Raw genomic sequence first — 14,845 nt, forward strand, 5'->3', positions numbered from 1 at the left:
GTAAACAAATTTAGGTGCTCAATTTAAGCGATTATTAGGTTTGTGAATAGGATTGATACAAACAAAAAAAGACGCCTTTTAAAGACGTCTTTTTTTAAATTATAATTTAACTATTATGAAAATAAAATGCTACTTCCATACGGTGTATCAATCGGATTAACCACTAAAGTAGCGATTTCAGCATCATTGGTAATCATATATTGTTCATAGTTAGAACCAAATCCACCTAAATAATTACTTTTATTCTGATTCATTATTGCAATTAAATCAGCATCTTTTTCAACAGCTAATTTGACAACTTCTTTATCAAATCCGCTACTTGGCGCTAAAGTGGCTGTCATTTCGATATTTCTCTCTTCAAAAAATCTCTTAGAAAATAAGATGTTAGCCGATACTTTGTTTTTTAAGAATTCGTCTGTTTCATTGGGTGTGATAACATGAACTCTTGATTTAAAGTATTTTGCCATAGATGCAACAATAGCTAATTTTTGCTTTGTTTCTTTATGCAAATCTAGTGGAACAACAATATCATCGTATCCTGAATCACCAATTGGTTTTTGTTGAACGATAATAAAAGGAACAGTCGAATGAGTAATTACCTTTAAAGCATGAGATCCTGAAATATGTTGCCAACCAGAAGCTCCATGCGTTCCCATAAAAATTAATTCTGCGTGGTGCTCTGCAGCAAAATCACCAATATCTTCAAAGATATTTCCTACTCTAACTTTTGGAACTAACGTAATATTCGCAGTTTCTTGATTCTCTATTATTTCTTTTAGTTTATTTTCTGCCGTTTCAATTTCCTTATTTTTGGAAACAACGTGAAGTACATAAATTTTTGCATTAACTACTTTTGCTGTTGTAATTGCATGATTTAAAGCGCAATTAGCTACTTCTGAAAAGTCGTGAGGTACGATAAAACTTTTGTCGGACATAATTAGTATATGGTTTATATAGTTTCTGCAAAAATAGCAAATGTTTTTAAGCAGATTCAAATTAACAATCTAATATAGATAAAATATTTTAAATATGCTTAATGTTAGTGAGTTAAATCAATTCTAAACGGATTTTAAAAGTCCAAAGTTTTTGATTAATACATAATCACACCGTATCATAATTTGTTTAAAACCATGTAATTTTTTGAGTGTGAAGTAATTTTGGATCAAGACTAATTGTTGAGGATTAAGCATAAAAGTGATTAAAACCACTCCCTCCCCAACTTTTGAGACTGATCCCATAGTCTTAAATCATCAATGGATGAGGTCTAGAATAGAAATAAAAAAACCTCAATTTTAAAATTGAGGTTTTTAGAGGTCCCGAGCAGATTCGAACTGCTGTAGATGGTTTTGCAGACCACTGCCTAGCCACTCGGCCACAGGACCCTTTTTAGAAGAATGCAAATATAATAAATTATTTCTGTTCAATAGAATTTATACAGAAACAATTTTGTTCTATTTTATTCTTCAATGATAATGGCCACATCATCAACATCACCGCCTATGGGTGGTGTATGTTTAATAATTTTAACTTTTGAAGACTGTATGCCTTTAATTTCTTGTTTCAAGCGCTTTATTATTCGATGCCCAACATGTTCTATTAATTTAGAACGTATATCCATTTCAGATTTCACTATTGCATTAATAGAAACATAATCGACAGTATCTTTTAATTCGTCACTTTTAAAGGATTTTTCAAAATTGGTAACGATCGAAACATTAACAGTATAATGGCCTCCAATTTTTTCTTCTTCAACTAAACATCCATGAAAAGAATAACATTTAATTCCATTTACTTCTATTGTATGTTTGGCCATATTTATTCTTTTAAAGCTTGAATTTTTGATGTGTTTTGTTCCATTCTAATTAAGGTTTCACTTTTACCAAGTAATGCTGTTATCTCAAACATACTCGGTCCCATTCCTTTACCTGTAATCACTAACCTAAACAAAGGCAGAACTTTACCAATGCCTAATTCCTTTTCAGCAATAAATGACTTAAATTCTTTTTCAATTGTAGAGGCTTCAAAGTCTGAAATTTCGGATAAAACCGCTTGCCATTCCGTCATTAACGTTACAGCGTTTTCCTTCCATTTTTTACGAACTGTTTTTTCATCAAATTCTGTTGGGTTTGCAAATAAATAATTACCTTCTTCGTAAATATCTTTGATGAACGTTGAACGTTCTTTCATTAATTCGCATGCTTTTGATAAATATGTATTGGTTATATCTTTCAAAGGTTGTCCAATTTCCTCTTTAAGCAATTCCGCTAAAATATCATTTTCTGTAGCCCTCAAATATTGTTGTTGGAACCAATTTGTTTTATTAGCATCGAATTTTGCTCCAGCTTTACTTACCCTTTCCAATGTAAAGGCCTCAATCATTTCTTCAATAGAAAATATTTCCTGTGTTGTTCCAGGGTTCCACCCCAAAAAGGCTAACATGTTAATAAATGCTCCTGAAAAATAACCGTTTTCTCTGTAGCCTGAATATTTTTCACCTTCTTTGGTATGCCAATCAATTGGAAATACCGGAAATCCTAAACGATCACCATCTCTTTTAGATAATTTTCCATTTCCATCGGGTCTTAATAAGAGTGGACAATGCGCAAAACTGGGTGCTTTCCATTCAAAAGCTTCGTATAACAATACATGTAATGGTGCAGAAGGCAACCACTCCTCTCCCCTAATTACATGTGTGATTTTCATGGTGTGATCATCTACTATATTTGCTAAATGATAGGTGGGCATCCCATCACTTTTGTAAAGCACTTTGTCGTCCAAATTATTTGTGTTTACAACTACCCAACCACGAATCTTATCTTCAAAACGAACATCTCTATTTCTTGGCATTTTAAAACGAATAACATAAGGGTCTCCGTTTTCAAGCCTTTTTTTAACTTCATCTTCAGGTAAAGTAAGCGAATTTTGCATCGAAGTTCGCGTTACTGAATTATATTGCCAGTTTGGCATTTTCATTTTTTGTGCCTGCTTTCGTACTGCATCAAGTTCTTCAGAAGTATCAAATGCATAATAAGCTTTTCCGTTTTCAATTAACTTTTCTGCGTATGGTTTGTACATTTCCTTACGTTCAGATTGTTTATACGGACCATATTCCCCGCCATAGCCGGGACCTTCATCTGGCGTTATTCCACACCATTTTAAAGCTTCCATTATATATGCTTCAGCACCTTCCACATATCTTGTTTGATCGGTATCTTCAATACGGATAATGAACGTACCGTTGTTCTTTTTTGCAAATAAATAATTGTATAAAGCTGTTCGAACTCCACCCATGTGCAATGGTCCTGTTGGTGATGGAGCAAATCTTACGCGTACTGAGTTATCTGACATATTTTTCCAAATTTTTGAGCAAAGATAATTGATTCCCTTTCCTTTTCTATTATGAGAAGTAAAATATTACTTTTTTGTGTATAAGTATGTATATTAATCAATCTTTTTACCGTTTCATCTTTTATTAGTGTTGCTTTTTGTAATTTTAAGTAAAATATCAATTCATCTGTTATTCAATGGGAACTTATACTGATTTAATAAACCAAGTAGATGCTTTTATTCGCAAATACTATAAGAATTTAATGCTTAAAGGAATACTCCTTTTTGGTATCATCTTTCTTTTCTCTTTCCTTATTGTTGCTGGTTTAGAATTCATAGGAAGATTCAACTCTATTGTTAGGGGAATTTTATTTTTCACGTTTATAGGATTAAATTTTGCAGTTTTTTTAAAATATCTTCTTATTCCAGCACTTAAATTGTTCGCTTTAGGAAAAAGGATTGATCGATATCAGGCAGCAAAAATTATAGGTAACTTTTTTCCTGAAATTAATGATCGTTTATTAAACACCCTTCAATTACATGATTTATCAAAAAAGCAAACGAAAAATATTTCTTTATTACAAGCTAGTATAAATCAAAATGCTACACAGTTAAATACCTTAACTTTTGCTTCAGCGATCGATTATTCGCAAAATAAGATTTTTTTAAAATATTTTATTCCTATTCTATTAACCGCTATAATGATTGGTATTGCCATACCGAATTTTTTCTCAGATAGTTCAAAAAGACTTTTTCAATACAATACTGTTTTTGAAATCGCACCTGATTTTTCTTTTGAATTACAGAATGAATCTTTGACCATTCAAGAGGGTGAATCTTTAGATATAAATCTCACCTTGATTCCTCAACCTGGAAAGGCTATTCCAGATCGTGTTTATTTAGTGAGTGACGAGGGAACATTTCTCATGAACAAAACTAATACAAGTTCTGCAGCTTATACCTTTAAAAATTTAAATAGCAATGTTGACTTTCACTTTAAAGCTGGTTCTGCTCAATCTAATACCTATACAATTGATGTATTAAAAAAATCACTTATTGGACACTTAGCGGTGGAATTAGATTATCCCGATTATTTGAATCGTAAAAATGAGTCTATTGATAATCCTGGTGATTTAATTATTCCTGAGGGAACACAATTAATTTGGAATGGGCTTGCAAAAAACACCAAACAAATTGAAGTTGTTTTACCTGATACCAACATTGTTTTTAATACTTCGGGATTCAAATTTAATCACACCGCTGTAAAAAGTGAACAGTTGTTTTATGTTTTATCTCATCAAGAGTTATTCACTAAAGATACCAATAGATACGCCATCGAAGTTATTAAGGATAAACACCCTCAAATAGCTGTTACTAAAACAAAGGATTCTATTATCGATCAAAAACTTTATTTTTCTGGAAAAGTTAGCGATGATTACGGCTTAAATAGGGTTGTTTTTACATATATCATTGAAGACAAAAGCGGAAATAAGAGAAAAGAAAACATACAAGTTCCTGGAATAACACATCAGGAATCCACCTTTTCAATGACCTTTAATATTAAAGATCTTGATTTAAAACTTGAAGATAGACTCACCTATTTTTTCACTGTATACGATAATGATGGAGTTAATGGTTCAAAATCTACCCGTTCTAATGTGTTTCAATATGTTAGTCCTAGTTTAGAAGAACTAAATGAAGAGCGTTCTAACGAGAAGGAAAATACCAAAAAAGATTTGAAAGAATTGATTAGAGAGAGTCAGGAATTTAAAGAAGAACTGACCCGTTTAAAAAAGGAAATTGCCAATTCCAAATCTAATTCTTGGCAACAGCAAAAGCAAGTAGAACAATTGCAATCTCAACAAAAATCTCTAGAATCCAAAATTAAAGAGATGAAAGAGAAGATGCAAAACTCCTTTGAGAATAAGATGAAATTAAGTCCAATGGATGAAAAGCTACAAGAGAAACAAAAACAATTGGAGGAGCTGCTTGATAATGTTATGGATGATGAGTTAAAAGACTTATTGAAAGAGCTAGAAGAAATGATGAAGCAAAATGAAAATAAAGACATGCTTCAAAAAATGGAGGATAGTGAAATGTCTGCGGAAGATATGGAGCGTCAACTCGATAGAACCATGGAAATGCTTAAAAAAATGGATGTTGAAGAACGCGTAGAAGACCTTCAAAAATCTTTGGAACAGTTATCTGAAAAGCAAGATAATTTAAGAGATGATTTAAAGGACGGTTTGGATACTCAGGAAGGAAAAGACAAACAGAAAGCTTTAAATAAAGATTTTGAGAAACTTCAAAAAGATTTAAAAGAAATGCTCGATAAAAACAGCGAATTAAAACGTCCTTTCTCATTTGATGATATGGATAAAATGAGTAACGAAATAAATGAAGAAATGCAAGATGCAGAACAAGAATTAGGTGATGGAAATTCTGAAGATGCACAAGAGAGTCAAAAAAATGCTAGTGAAAAAATGAAAGAAAGTGCCTCTCAGTTACAAGCACAAATGCAACAGAGTCAACAAAAACAAGATGGAGAAGATTTACAGGCTATGCGTGCTTTACTTGAAAATTTATTGCGTCTAAGTTTTAATCAAGAACAAAACATGTTGTTTTTTAAAGATGTCGATCGTTTTGATCCAATGTTTGTTGCTTATGGTAAAGAACAACGTGCCATTATCGATAACCTTAAACCTATTAAAGATAGTTTAAGAGCTTTAGCTGATCGTGTTCCAAAGGTTTCCTCTTTCATTTCGCAAGAATTAAAAGAAATCGAAAAGCAATATAAATACATACCTACCCATATTGGAGAACGTGAGAAACGTCAACTTAATACCAAGCAACAATTTGCAATGACGGGTTTAAATAACTTAGCTTTATTCTTAAATGAATCTTTGCAGGAGGCTCAGCAGAACATGAAAAACCAACAATCAGGCAAAGGTTCATGTAGTAAGCCGGGACAAGGTAAACCAGGTAAAGGACAAACTGGAGATATGGAAGGAATGAAAGAAATGATCAAAAAACAATTAGAGCAAATGAAAAAAGGTAAGCAACCTGGTGGCTCTCAACCTGGGGAAAAGCCGGGTCAAAAGCCAGGTCAAAAACCTGGTGGAATCCTTCCTATGAATGCTCAACAAGCTGCGAAGATGGCAGCTCAACAAAGTGCGTTACAAAAGAAACTTCAAGAGCTTCGTGAACAAATGAATAAAGATGGAAGTGGTGATGGAAATAAACTTAACGATCTAATTAAAGAATTAGAACAACAAGAAGAGGATCTCATTAATAAGAACTGGAATGCTGATTTAATTCAACGTCAACAAAAAATTCTAACCCGACTTTTAGAAAGCGAAAAAGCCATGCAAGAACGCGGTTTAGATGATCAACGTGAAAGTAAAACAGGAAAAGATGTGGATTATGGTAACCAAATTGATTTTTTGGAGTATAAGAAACAGAAAGAAAAACAGATTGAATTATTACGTACACTAGATCCGTCATTTAGTAAGTATTACAGAGATAAAGCGAACCTCTATTTCTTAAATGTTAATTAACTATTTGGTACAAATTCATTCTTTTAGAACTTAGTTTTAATGGAGACAAATTATAAAAACGCAGCGTCCGTTACATTTCCTTCGGACCCCAAAAATTTAAGGATAGCCGAATCATTAATCGATGATGTTTGTCATGCGCATAATATTCATGAAGATCATTATGGTAATATTTTAATTGCCGTAACAGAGGCTGTTAATAATGCCATTTTTCACGGCAACTTGAATGACGTACAGAAATCAGTTTCTGTAGATTCTAAAATAGAAAACAATCAATTACAATTTATTATTTCTGATTCTGGACTTGGGTTTGATTATCATAATTTACCTGATCCTACAGCACCAGAGAATATAGAAAAAGAAACCGGTCGTGGAATTTTTCTTATGAAATCCTTAGCTGATAAAGTTGAGTTTAAAAATAATGGAGCTAAAGTGCTTCTTACCTTTACCATTGGCAAATGATTGAATTAGAGTTTGTAGACGTACCAAATCTAAATTTAAACTTTGTCCATAAATGGATTAGTGAAGTGTTGAAAAATGAGAACAAACAAGAAGGAATTATTTCTCTAGTTTTTGGTTCAGACGACTGGTTGCTGGCCAAAAATGTTGAGTTTCTTCAACATGATTTTTACACGGATATAATCACCTTTGATTATTGTGAAGGTGATTTTGTTAGTGGAGATTTATTAATTAGTGTTGATAGAGTTAACGACAATGCTAATATTTTTAATGTTTCACGTGAAACAGAGTTGAATCGTGTAATCATTCATGGTATTCTTCATTTATGTGGATATGGTGATAAATCTGATTTAGAAATTGACATTATGAGAAGCAAAGAAGATTATTATTTGTCACTGTTGTAATTAAGGGTTTTTCGATGAGGTTTACAGCAGGCTTATTCGCTAGAATGCTGTATTATTGAATTGCGATATATTGTTTATCATTCAAATTTGTTGCTTATAAAAGGTTGTTTTACCCCATCTTTAATTGCTGTCTGTGTTTAACTAAGTTAGTGAATTTTTTATTTTTAATTTGCTCAATCACCCCAATGTAGTATTTGGTCTAAACGAATAATCCTACAATATCTTCCTTACTTGTTTCACGTGAAACGTTTTTTATTGTGAGTGGTTGTGTTTGTTTCTTTTTTTATAAAAAAGTCGCAAAACTATTTATAAAAAAGATGTTTACTATCCATCTCTGTTGTAACTTTGTTCCACGGGAAACAAAGATTTATGCTTAGAGATTATGATGTTATAGTAGTGGGTGCGGGTCACGCTGGGTGTGAGGCTGCAAATGCTGCTGCAAAACTTGGGGCTTCTACCCTAGTTGTTACTATGAATATGAATACTATTGCGCAAATGTCTTGTAATCCAGCTATGGGTGGAGTTGCTAAAGGACAGATTTTGCGCGAAATTGATGCGCTTGGTGGAGGTTCTGCTATCGTTTCTGATAAAACTGCTATTCAGTTCCGTATGCTTAATTTAAGTAAAGGCCCAGCTATGTGGTCACCAAGAACTCAAAATGATAGAATGCGTTTCGCTGAGGAATGGCGTTTGACATTAGAAGCAAATCCTAATGTTGATTTTTGGCAAGATATGGTTACTGGAATCACTTCAGAAGACGGTAAGATTACTGGCGTGAGAACCCGGATGGGAATGGAAATTAAAGCCCAAACTGTGATTTTAACAAGCGGTACTTTCTTGAATGGTACAATTCATCTTGGAGAAAATCAATATGGTGGCGGACGTGCTGGTGAAGGTGCTTCAACTGGAATAACAGAGGACTTAGTTAAACTTGGTTTTGACTATGGTAGAATGAAAACTGGAACACCTCCTCGTGTTGACGGTCGATCTTTAGATTATTCTAAAATGGAGGTTCAAGCTGGAGATAATGTTACATCTAAATTTAGTTTTACTGATGAAACAGAGCCTTTGAAAGAACAAAGGCCTTGTCATGTTGCGTATACTAATCCAAAAACACATGAGATTCTACGAACTGGTTTCGATAGAAGTCCAATGTTTAATGGTGCTATTCAATCTGCTGGACCAAGATATTGTCCAAGTATTGAAGATAAAATCTCACGTTTTGCTGAAAGAGAAAGACATCAGTTATTTGTTGAGCCCGAAGGATGGAACACGGTTGAGATTTATGTAAATGGTTTCAGTACAAGTTTGCCGGAAGAAGTACAATTAGAAGCGTTAAAAACAGTTCCTGGATTTGAAGAAGTGAAAATGTTTCGACCAGGTTATGCCATCGAATATGACTACTTCCCTCCTACTCAATTAAAACATACTTTGGAAACAAAGCTTATTTCTGGATTGTATTTCGCTGGACAAATTAATGGAACTACAGGTTACGAAGAAGCCGCTTGTCAAGGTTTAATGGCTGGAATAAATGCAGCTCGAAAAGTTCAAGGGAAAGAAATATTCACTTTGAGTAGATCTGATGCTTACATCGCAGTTCTAATTGACGATTTGATTACTAAAGGTACAGAAGAGCCATATAGGATGTTTACTTCTCGTGCGGAATATAGAATTCTTTTGCGGCAGGACAACGCTGATTTAAGGCTCTCACCTATCGCACATGCTATCGGAATGATCTCCGATGAAAGGATGGAAAAGGTTAATCTCAAAAACGAACAAGTTGCTCAGCTTAAGCGCAAACTCAAAAAAGTGGGTGTTAAACCCGAGAAGGCGAATCCCGTTTTAGAAAATTATAAGTCGTCTCCTATAAAGCAACAGGTGAAATTAACTCAATTGATTACGCGGCCTAATATAGGGATGGATCAGCTTTTAGAGATGAGTACAGAATTGCAATCCCATGTTGAAAATCTTTCAAAAGAAGTTTTGGAGCAGGTTGAAATTCAACTAAAGTATGATGGGTACATTAGTCGAGAACAAGATGTCGCTAATAAGTTAAACCGTTTGGAAGATGTTTCAATTTCTGATGATATCGATTATTCTAAATTAAGTAGTTTAAGTTCTGAAGCGGTTAACAAGCTTTCCGAAATAAAACCTACTACAATTGGACAAGCTTCACGAATTAGTGGTGTTTCACCTAGCGATGTGAATGTTCTTTTGATATATTTGGGCCGATAGTTTCATGTGAAACAATATCATTATTATAAAGTCATATAAATGAAAACCATTAGAAATTGTCCAGTATGCAACGAGACATACTTTAAAGATTTTTTAGAAGTAAAGGATCACATGATTACCAAAGAAGTGTTCAAAGTTGTTGAATGTGATTCTTGTGGATTTCATTTTACTAATCCAATTCCAGAGAAGGAAGAGATCGGTGAATATTATAAATCTGATGCTTATATTTCTCACAGTTCTAATAATAAAGGATTGATCAATTCTCTTTATAATAAGGTGAGAAATATTACACTACAGGATAAAATTAACTGGGTTAAAAACGAAACGGAGGAAAAAGATTTACTTGATATTGGTTCGGGTACAGGTCACTTTTTAAAAGTTGCAAACGATTATGGTTTTAATGGAATTGGTTTAGAACCTGATCCTGACGCAAGAGATTACGCACACAAACACAATCATGTTAGAAGTAGTGATCAGGTCGATTTATATGAAATTGATGAAAATAGCTTTGATGTTATTACCATGTGGCATGTTTTAGAACATGTTTATGATCTAAGAAAAGACCTAAAACGCATTGATGAAATCTTACGAGGAAACGGAAAACTCTTCATCGCTGTACCCAATATGAATAGTTACGATGCACGTTTTTATAAAAAAGACTGGGCAGCTTATGATGTTCCAAGGCACTTGTATCACTTCACTAAAAACGATATTTCTCGTTTGCTTTTAGATTTCGGATTTGATCTTAAAAAGGTCATTCCTATGAAATATGATTCTTTTTATGTTTCTATGCTTTCAGAAAAGTATAAAAAGCGCTTCTCCCCTTTTGGAGCTATAATTGGACTTATTTCAAATATGAAAGCAAAAAAATATGGTTTTTCTAGTCAGGTTTATGTTTTCGAAAAAAGAACCTAGTTTTTAAGGTAGAATCTTCATTTTAAAGTTGTTTTTCTATTTTAACACGGTTTTTAAGGTGTTTTACATGGTTTTGCTTGTTGTGATATTGATTTTTTTAGAAACACTCTAAAATCGCTATTTATGAAGGTCGGTTTTTTAGTGATTTCTTGATTTTATTCAAGTACTCATTCTTTTTTATACTTAATTTTATTTTCAAAAATAAATCAACGCAAAGATGCTTACCAAGAAAGACAGTGTCATAAATTTATTAAATGAGTATATAGAGGATAATGCAGATTATTTAGTTATTGAACGGGCCTACTCTATTTTTCCAAATTTAATTCGTGAAAAAAATCATTCCTTCTTTTTTGAATGTCAAGGTTCACAACTTTATCCTTACGATGTTTTTATAGATATTTCCAATTATTCGAAATTACAAACTTCGTGTTCTTGTCCTTATGAAGGATTTGGAATCTGTAAACATGTAGTTGCATCTTTTCATCAATTAATTCAACTCATCGACCAAGAAGAAATTGATGTAGAAGAACCAAAGAAAACGATTAAATTCAGATCAAGTATTACTACTATTCCACATGAAAATGGCGTAATTGACATTGATGAATTGAATAAAATGAACTTTCGAAGCGGTTCATATTATTACAGTCCGCTAACTATTACTGCCATCAATAAAGATAATATTGAAGGTTTTTACGATACCTATAGAGAAGAGTTTGATCTCAAAATATCTTTTCATAGAAATGACAATAGAATTTTATTGAATTGTTCCTGTAAAAGTCCATATCCCTGTGGACATAAGAGCTTGTTTTTACAAGAAATATTTAAGCGTTTTGGACCGAACTATTTTGCAGATGATTACATAGAGAGAATTAAAAAGCAAAAACTAGAGAGCGCTGGCTTTGATCCTTCTTTAGGCTTTGATGATTTATTTACGCTAAATATTACCACAGATGGAGTCGCTGTCAAAGAAAAGGTAAAGAATATTTTTAATAAAAATCAAGTCAAATCTCTTTTTGGAACAGAAGCAAATCATACCTTTTATCTGCCAAACACCTCCGAAGATTCATCAAATTATGGAGTGACCATTTGCTTTGAAAAACAAGGGAATAGTATTCTTAATGTTTTTCCTATGTATGGAAAACTAAACAAAGCACAGACGAAGATTTCAACTAAATTTCGAGAAATAGATGCCTATGACTTCGTGGATATTCTTCCTTTATTTGATAATAAGTCAGATAAAGATTTGATTATTAGTGGAGTACAATTGGCAAGTCAGTATTCTCAAGTCGATTCTCAAACGATTGATATAGAATCGGTTAAGAGTTTAGTTTACCAGTTTAAAGACTTAGTCTCACATGAAATTTCTTTTCCTTTTCTCGTGTGGAATAATCGAAAATCCATGATTAATAAGAATCTTACTCCATTAAGCTTTAAAAAAGAAGAAGTGGTTCCGGTTTTAAAGATTTCCGATAAAAAACCATTTTATCAACTCGATTTTAAAGTAAAATTTGATAATCATACCTATGGTGTCAATTCTAAGCAAATTCTTTTAACACCTTTAGGAGTAATTAAAGACGAAGTGCTCTACCCTATCCAAAATCCTGAAACGGCTTATCATTTAATGAAGACCAAGGAGAAATCTCGTATCAATGTGATCAATAAAGGTATTGAACAACTTAAAACAGATGTTATAGCCCCTTTTTCCAAGGTTTTTGAAATAGATTTTAAGGGGATTAAAGCTTCTAAACCGACCACAAAACAAAAGAAAGAAAATGTAGAAAAACACGTTTATCTTTCTGATGAAAATGGTGAATACATCGTAATTCACCCCGTGGTAAAATATGGAAAAAGTTTAATTTCTCCTGAAAGCATGGAAAAGGTGTGGAAGTCGGAGAAAAAATTGACTTATTTAGAAAGGAATAAGGAGTTGGAAGCTGATTTTATTGCAGAAATAAGGGCTTTGCATCCGCGTTTTGAACAGCAAACCAAGTATTATCATTTAACGACGGATGAAGCACTTTCAGGATTTTGGTTAATGCAGGTTATCGATCAATTGAAAGAGAAAAATATTCGTGTTTTTGGACTAAATGATTTAAAAACCATCAAATACAACTTAAACAAACCTTCTTTTTCTATGGGCTTAAGCTCTGGAACAGATTGGTTTGATATGGAAATTGACATTGCCTTTGGCGATCAAAAAGTGGATTTAAAGCAACTCCAAAAATCAATTGTCAAAAAGAGTAATTACGTTGAACTAAAAGATGGTACAATTGGTATTTTGCCAAAAGAATGGATAGAGAAATACAAGAAATATTTTAAGCTGGGGCAAGTAAAAAAGGATAAAATTGAGATTTCTAACTTCCAATTCAACATCATTGATGAGTTATATGAAGAGGAAACCAATGCGCCGAAATTCTTAGAAGAATTGCATCAAAAGAAACAACGTTTATTAAATTTAAAGGAACTCAAGGATGTGCCTACGCTAAAGGGAATTGAGGCTACTTTGCGGGATTATCAAAAAGAAGGCCTGAATTGGATGGTATTTTTGCATGAAAACAAACTTGGCGGTTGTTTAGCGGATGATATGGGATTGGGAAAAACCCTTCAAACCATTGCTTTTTTCCAGTATTTGAAGAATTTGCCCAAAAAAGACCGCTCTCCCCTACCTCATTTGGTCGTTGCACCCACTTCTTTGATGTTCAATTGGCAAGCTGAAATTGAAAAATTTGCTCCAAAAATGAAGGTTTTGCCTTTTATTGGAGCCAATCGTCATGATTTACAAAAGGAAATTGAAAAAAACGACATTATTTTAACGACCTATGGTTCAATGATTAAAGACATTGAAATGCATAAAGATTTGCAATACAATTATGTAGTTTTAGATGAAAGTCAGGCCATTAAAAACCCGCAATCGCAACGATTTAAGGCAGTGCGCTTATTAAAAGCAAACAACCGATTGGCACTCACAGGAACGCCGATTGAAAACAACACTTTTGATTTATACAGTCAGTTTAGCTTTTTAAATCCTGGAATTTTCGGAAGCATCAATCATTTTAAATCCACTTTTGCGGAGGCGATTGACAGAGACCAAGATGAATACTCTTCGGAATTATTATCTAGAATGATTCATCCTTTTTTATTGCGTCGTACCAAACTTCAAGTTGCCAAGGAACTGCCCAGTAAAACCGAAAGTGTGATTTATTGCGAAATGGGAAAGAAGCAGCGTAAAGTTTACGAAGATTATAAGTTGTATTTCCGACAAAAACTACAAGAACAAATTGAAGAGGAAGGCATAAACAAATCGCAAATGTACATCTTACAAGGCCTTACTAAACTGCGTCAGATTTGTAATTCTACGGCTTTGGCAGACAAAGAAAAAGACCAAGGAAACGATTCCGCAAAACTCGATGAATTAGTGCGGCATTTGACAGAAAAAGTAAATAATCACAAGATTTTAGTGTTTTCTCAATTTGTGGGAATGTTAAGTCTCGTAAAAGAGCGATTAGAGCAAGAGGGAATCGTTTTCGAATACTTGGATGGTCAAACCCGAAATCGTGAGGAAAAGGTCAATAACTTTCAAAATAACGACAAAATTCGCGTGTTTCTGATCAGTTTGAAAGCTGGAGGAACAGGTTTGAACCTAACAGAAGCTGATTATGTCTATTTAATTGATCCTTGGTGGAATCCAGCAGTGGAAAGTCAAGCCATTGATCGTTGTTACAGAATTGGACAAGACAAAAAAGTAATGGCCTACCGCATGATTTGTAATGATACCATAGAGGAAAAGATTGTGCAATTACAAGACAAGAAGAAAGCCGTAGCAGCAGATGTAATTCGTGTGGATAAAGAGAAAAAATCCTTTGATAAGGGTGATGTGGAGATGTTTTTTGGGATGTCGTAGGGACGATTTGCAAATCGTCCGTTCAACACCCAAAACGCAGCAAACTTCAA

General features: G+C 33.3%; 9 protein-coding genes and 1 tRNA gene. 6 read left to right on the forward strand and 4 right to left on the reverse strand.

The genetic code is table 11. The features are described 5' to 3' along the window. Nucleotides 1-113: 113 nt before the first annotated feature. From CW751_RS01800 to gltX, 4 genes are all read right to left on the reverse strand, one after another. Complete coding sequence (locus CW751_RS01800; protein WP_101333242.1) at nucleotides 114-935, reverse strand: universal stress protein; 822 nt, start codon at nucleotides 933-935, stop codon at nucleotides 114-116. A 376-nt stretch (nucleotides 936-1,311) separates the two neighbouring features. Then, nucleotides 1,312-1,382: transfer RNA gene (locus CW751_RS01805), tRNA-Cys, on the reverse strand. Between the two features lie 74 nt (nucleotides 1,383-1,456). Next, the gene (folB, locus tag CW751_RS01810) at nucleotides 1,457-1,813 is read right to left on the reverse strand and encodes a dihydroneopterin aldolase (RefSeq protein ID WP_101333243.1); all 357 of its coding nucleotides are present in this window, start codon (nucleotides 1,811-1,813) and stop codon (nucleotides 1,457-1,459) included. A 2-nt stretch (nucleotides 1,814-1,815) separates the two neighbouring features. Further along, complete coding sequence (gene gltX / locus CW751_RS01815) at nucleotides 1,816-3,348, reverse strand: glutamate--tRNA ligase (protein WP_101333244.1); 1,533 nt, start codon at nucleotides 3,346-3,348, stop codon at nucleotides 1,816-1,818. Nucleotides 3,349-3,524: 176 nt separating this feature from the next. Between gltX and CW751_RS01820 the strand changes: the two genes are divergently transcribed. The 6 genes from CW751_RS01820 (at nucleotide 3,525) to CW751_RS01845 (ending at nucleotide 14,795) form a co-directional block, all read left to right on the forward strand. Continuing rightward, nucleotides 3,525-6,884, forward strand: coding sequence for a DUF4175 family protein (locus CW751_RS01820; protein WP_101333245.1), 3,360 nt, complete (start codon nucleotides 3,525-3,527; stop codon nucleotides 6,882-6,884). Between the two features lie 39 nt (nucleotides 6,885-6,923). Further along, on the forward strand, nucleotides 6,924-7,343 hold the full coding sequence (locus CW751_RS01825) for an ATP-binding protein (RefSeq protein WP_101333246.1): 420 nt from the start codon (nucleotides 6,924-6,926) through the stop codon (nucleotides 7,341-7,343). After that, nucleotides 7,340-7,744 carry an rRNA maturation RNase YbeY gene (gene ybeY / locus CW751_RS01830; protein ID WP_101333247.1) on the forward strand — a complete coding sequence of 135 codons (405 nt, stop codon included), beginning with the start codon at nucleotides 7,340-7,342 and terminating at the stop codon, nucleotides 7,742-7,744. The genes CW751_RS01825 and ybeY overlap by 4 nt, the downstream gene beginning before the upstream one ends. A 369-nt stretch (nucleotides 7,745-8,113) precedes the next feature. Then, nucleotides 8,114-9,979 carry a tRNA uridine-5-carboxymethylaminomethyl(34) synthesis enzyme MnmG gene (gene mnmG / locus CW751_RS01835; protein ID WP_101333248.1) on the forward strand — a complete coding sequence of 622 codons (1,866 nt, stop codon included), beginning with the start codon at nucleotides 8,114-8,116 and terminating at the stop codon, nucleotides 9,977-9,979. A 39-nt stretch (nucleotides 9,980-10,018) separates the two neighbouring features. Further along, nucleotides 10,019-10,894 (forward strand): class I SAM-dependent methyltransferase, encoded by an 876-nt coding sequence (locus CW751_RS01840; RefSeq protein ID WP_101333249.1) that lies wholly within the window; start codon nucleotides 10,019-10,021, stop codon nucleotides 10,892-10,894. Nucleotides 10,895-11,111: 217 nt separating this feature from the next. Next, entirely contained in the window at nucleotides 11,112-14,795 is a 3,684-nt protein-coding gene (locus CW751_RS01845) for an SNF2-related protein (protein WP_101333250.1), read from the forward strand. Nucleotides 14,796-14,845 lie beyond the last annotated feature (50 nt).

This window comes from Brumimicrobium salinarum, assembly GCF_002844555.1.
Taxonomy (GTDB): Bacteria; Bacteroidota; Bacteroidia; order Flavobacteriales_D; family Crocinitomicaceae; genus Brumimicrobium; species Brumimicrobium salinarum.

Coding starts and splice junctions, on each gene's coding strand:
- CW751_RS01840 (WP_101333249.1), top strand. CDS start 10,019: ATGAAAACCATTAGAAATTGTCCAGTATGCAACGAGACATACTTTAAA.
- folB (WP_101333243.1), bottom strand. CDS start 1,813: ATGGCCAAACATACAATAGAAGTAAATGGAATTAAATGTTATTCTTTT.
- CW751_RS01845 (WP_101333250.1), top strand. CDS start 11,112: ATGCTTACCAAGAAAGACAGTGTCATAAATTTATTAAATGAGTATATA.
- ybeY (WP_101333247.1), top strand. CDS start 7,340: ATGATTGAATTAGAGTTTGTAGACGTACCAAATCTAAATTTAAACTTT.
- mnmG (WP_101333248.1), top strand. CDS start 8,114: ATGCTTAGAGATTATGATGTTATAGTAGTGGGTGCGGGTCACGCTGGG.
- CW751_RS01820 (WP_101333245.1), top strand. CDS start 3,525: ATGGGAACTTATACTGATTTAATAAACCAAGTAGATGCTTTTATTCGC.
- gltX (WP_101333244.1), bottom strand. CDS start 3,348: ATGTCAGATAACTCAGTACGCGTAAGATTTGCTCCATCACCAACAGGA.
- CW751_RS01825 (WP_101333246.1), top strand. CDS start 6,924: ATGGAGACAAATTATAAAAACGCAGCGTCCGTTACATTTCCTTCGGAC.
- CW751_RS01800 (WP_101333242.1), bottom strand. CDS start 935: ATGTCCGACAAAAGTTTTATCGTACCTCACGACTTTTCAGAAGTAGCT.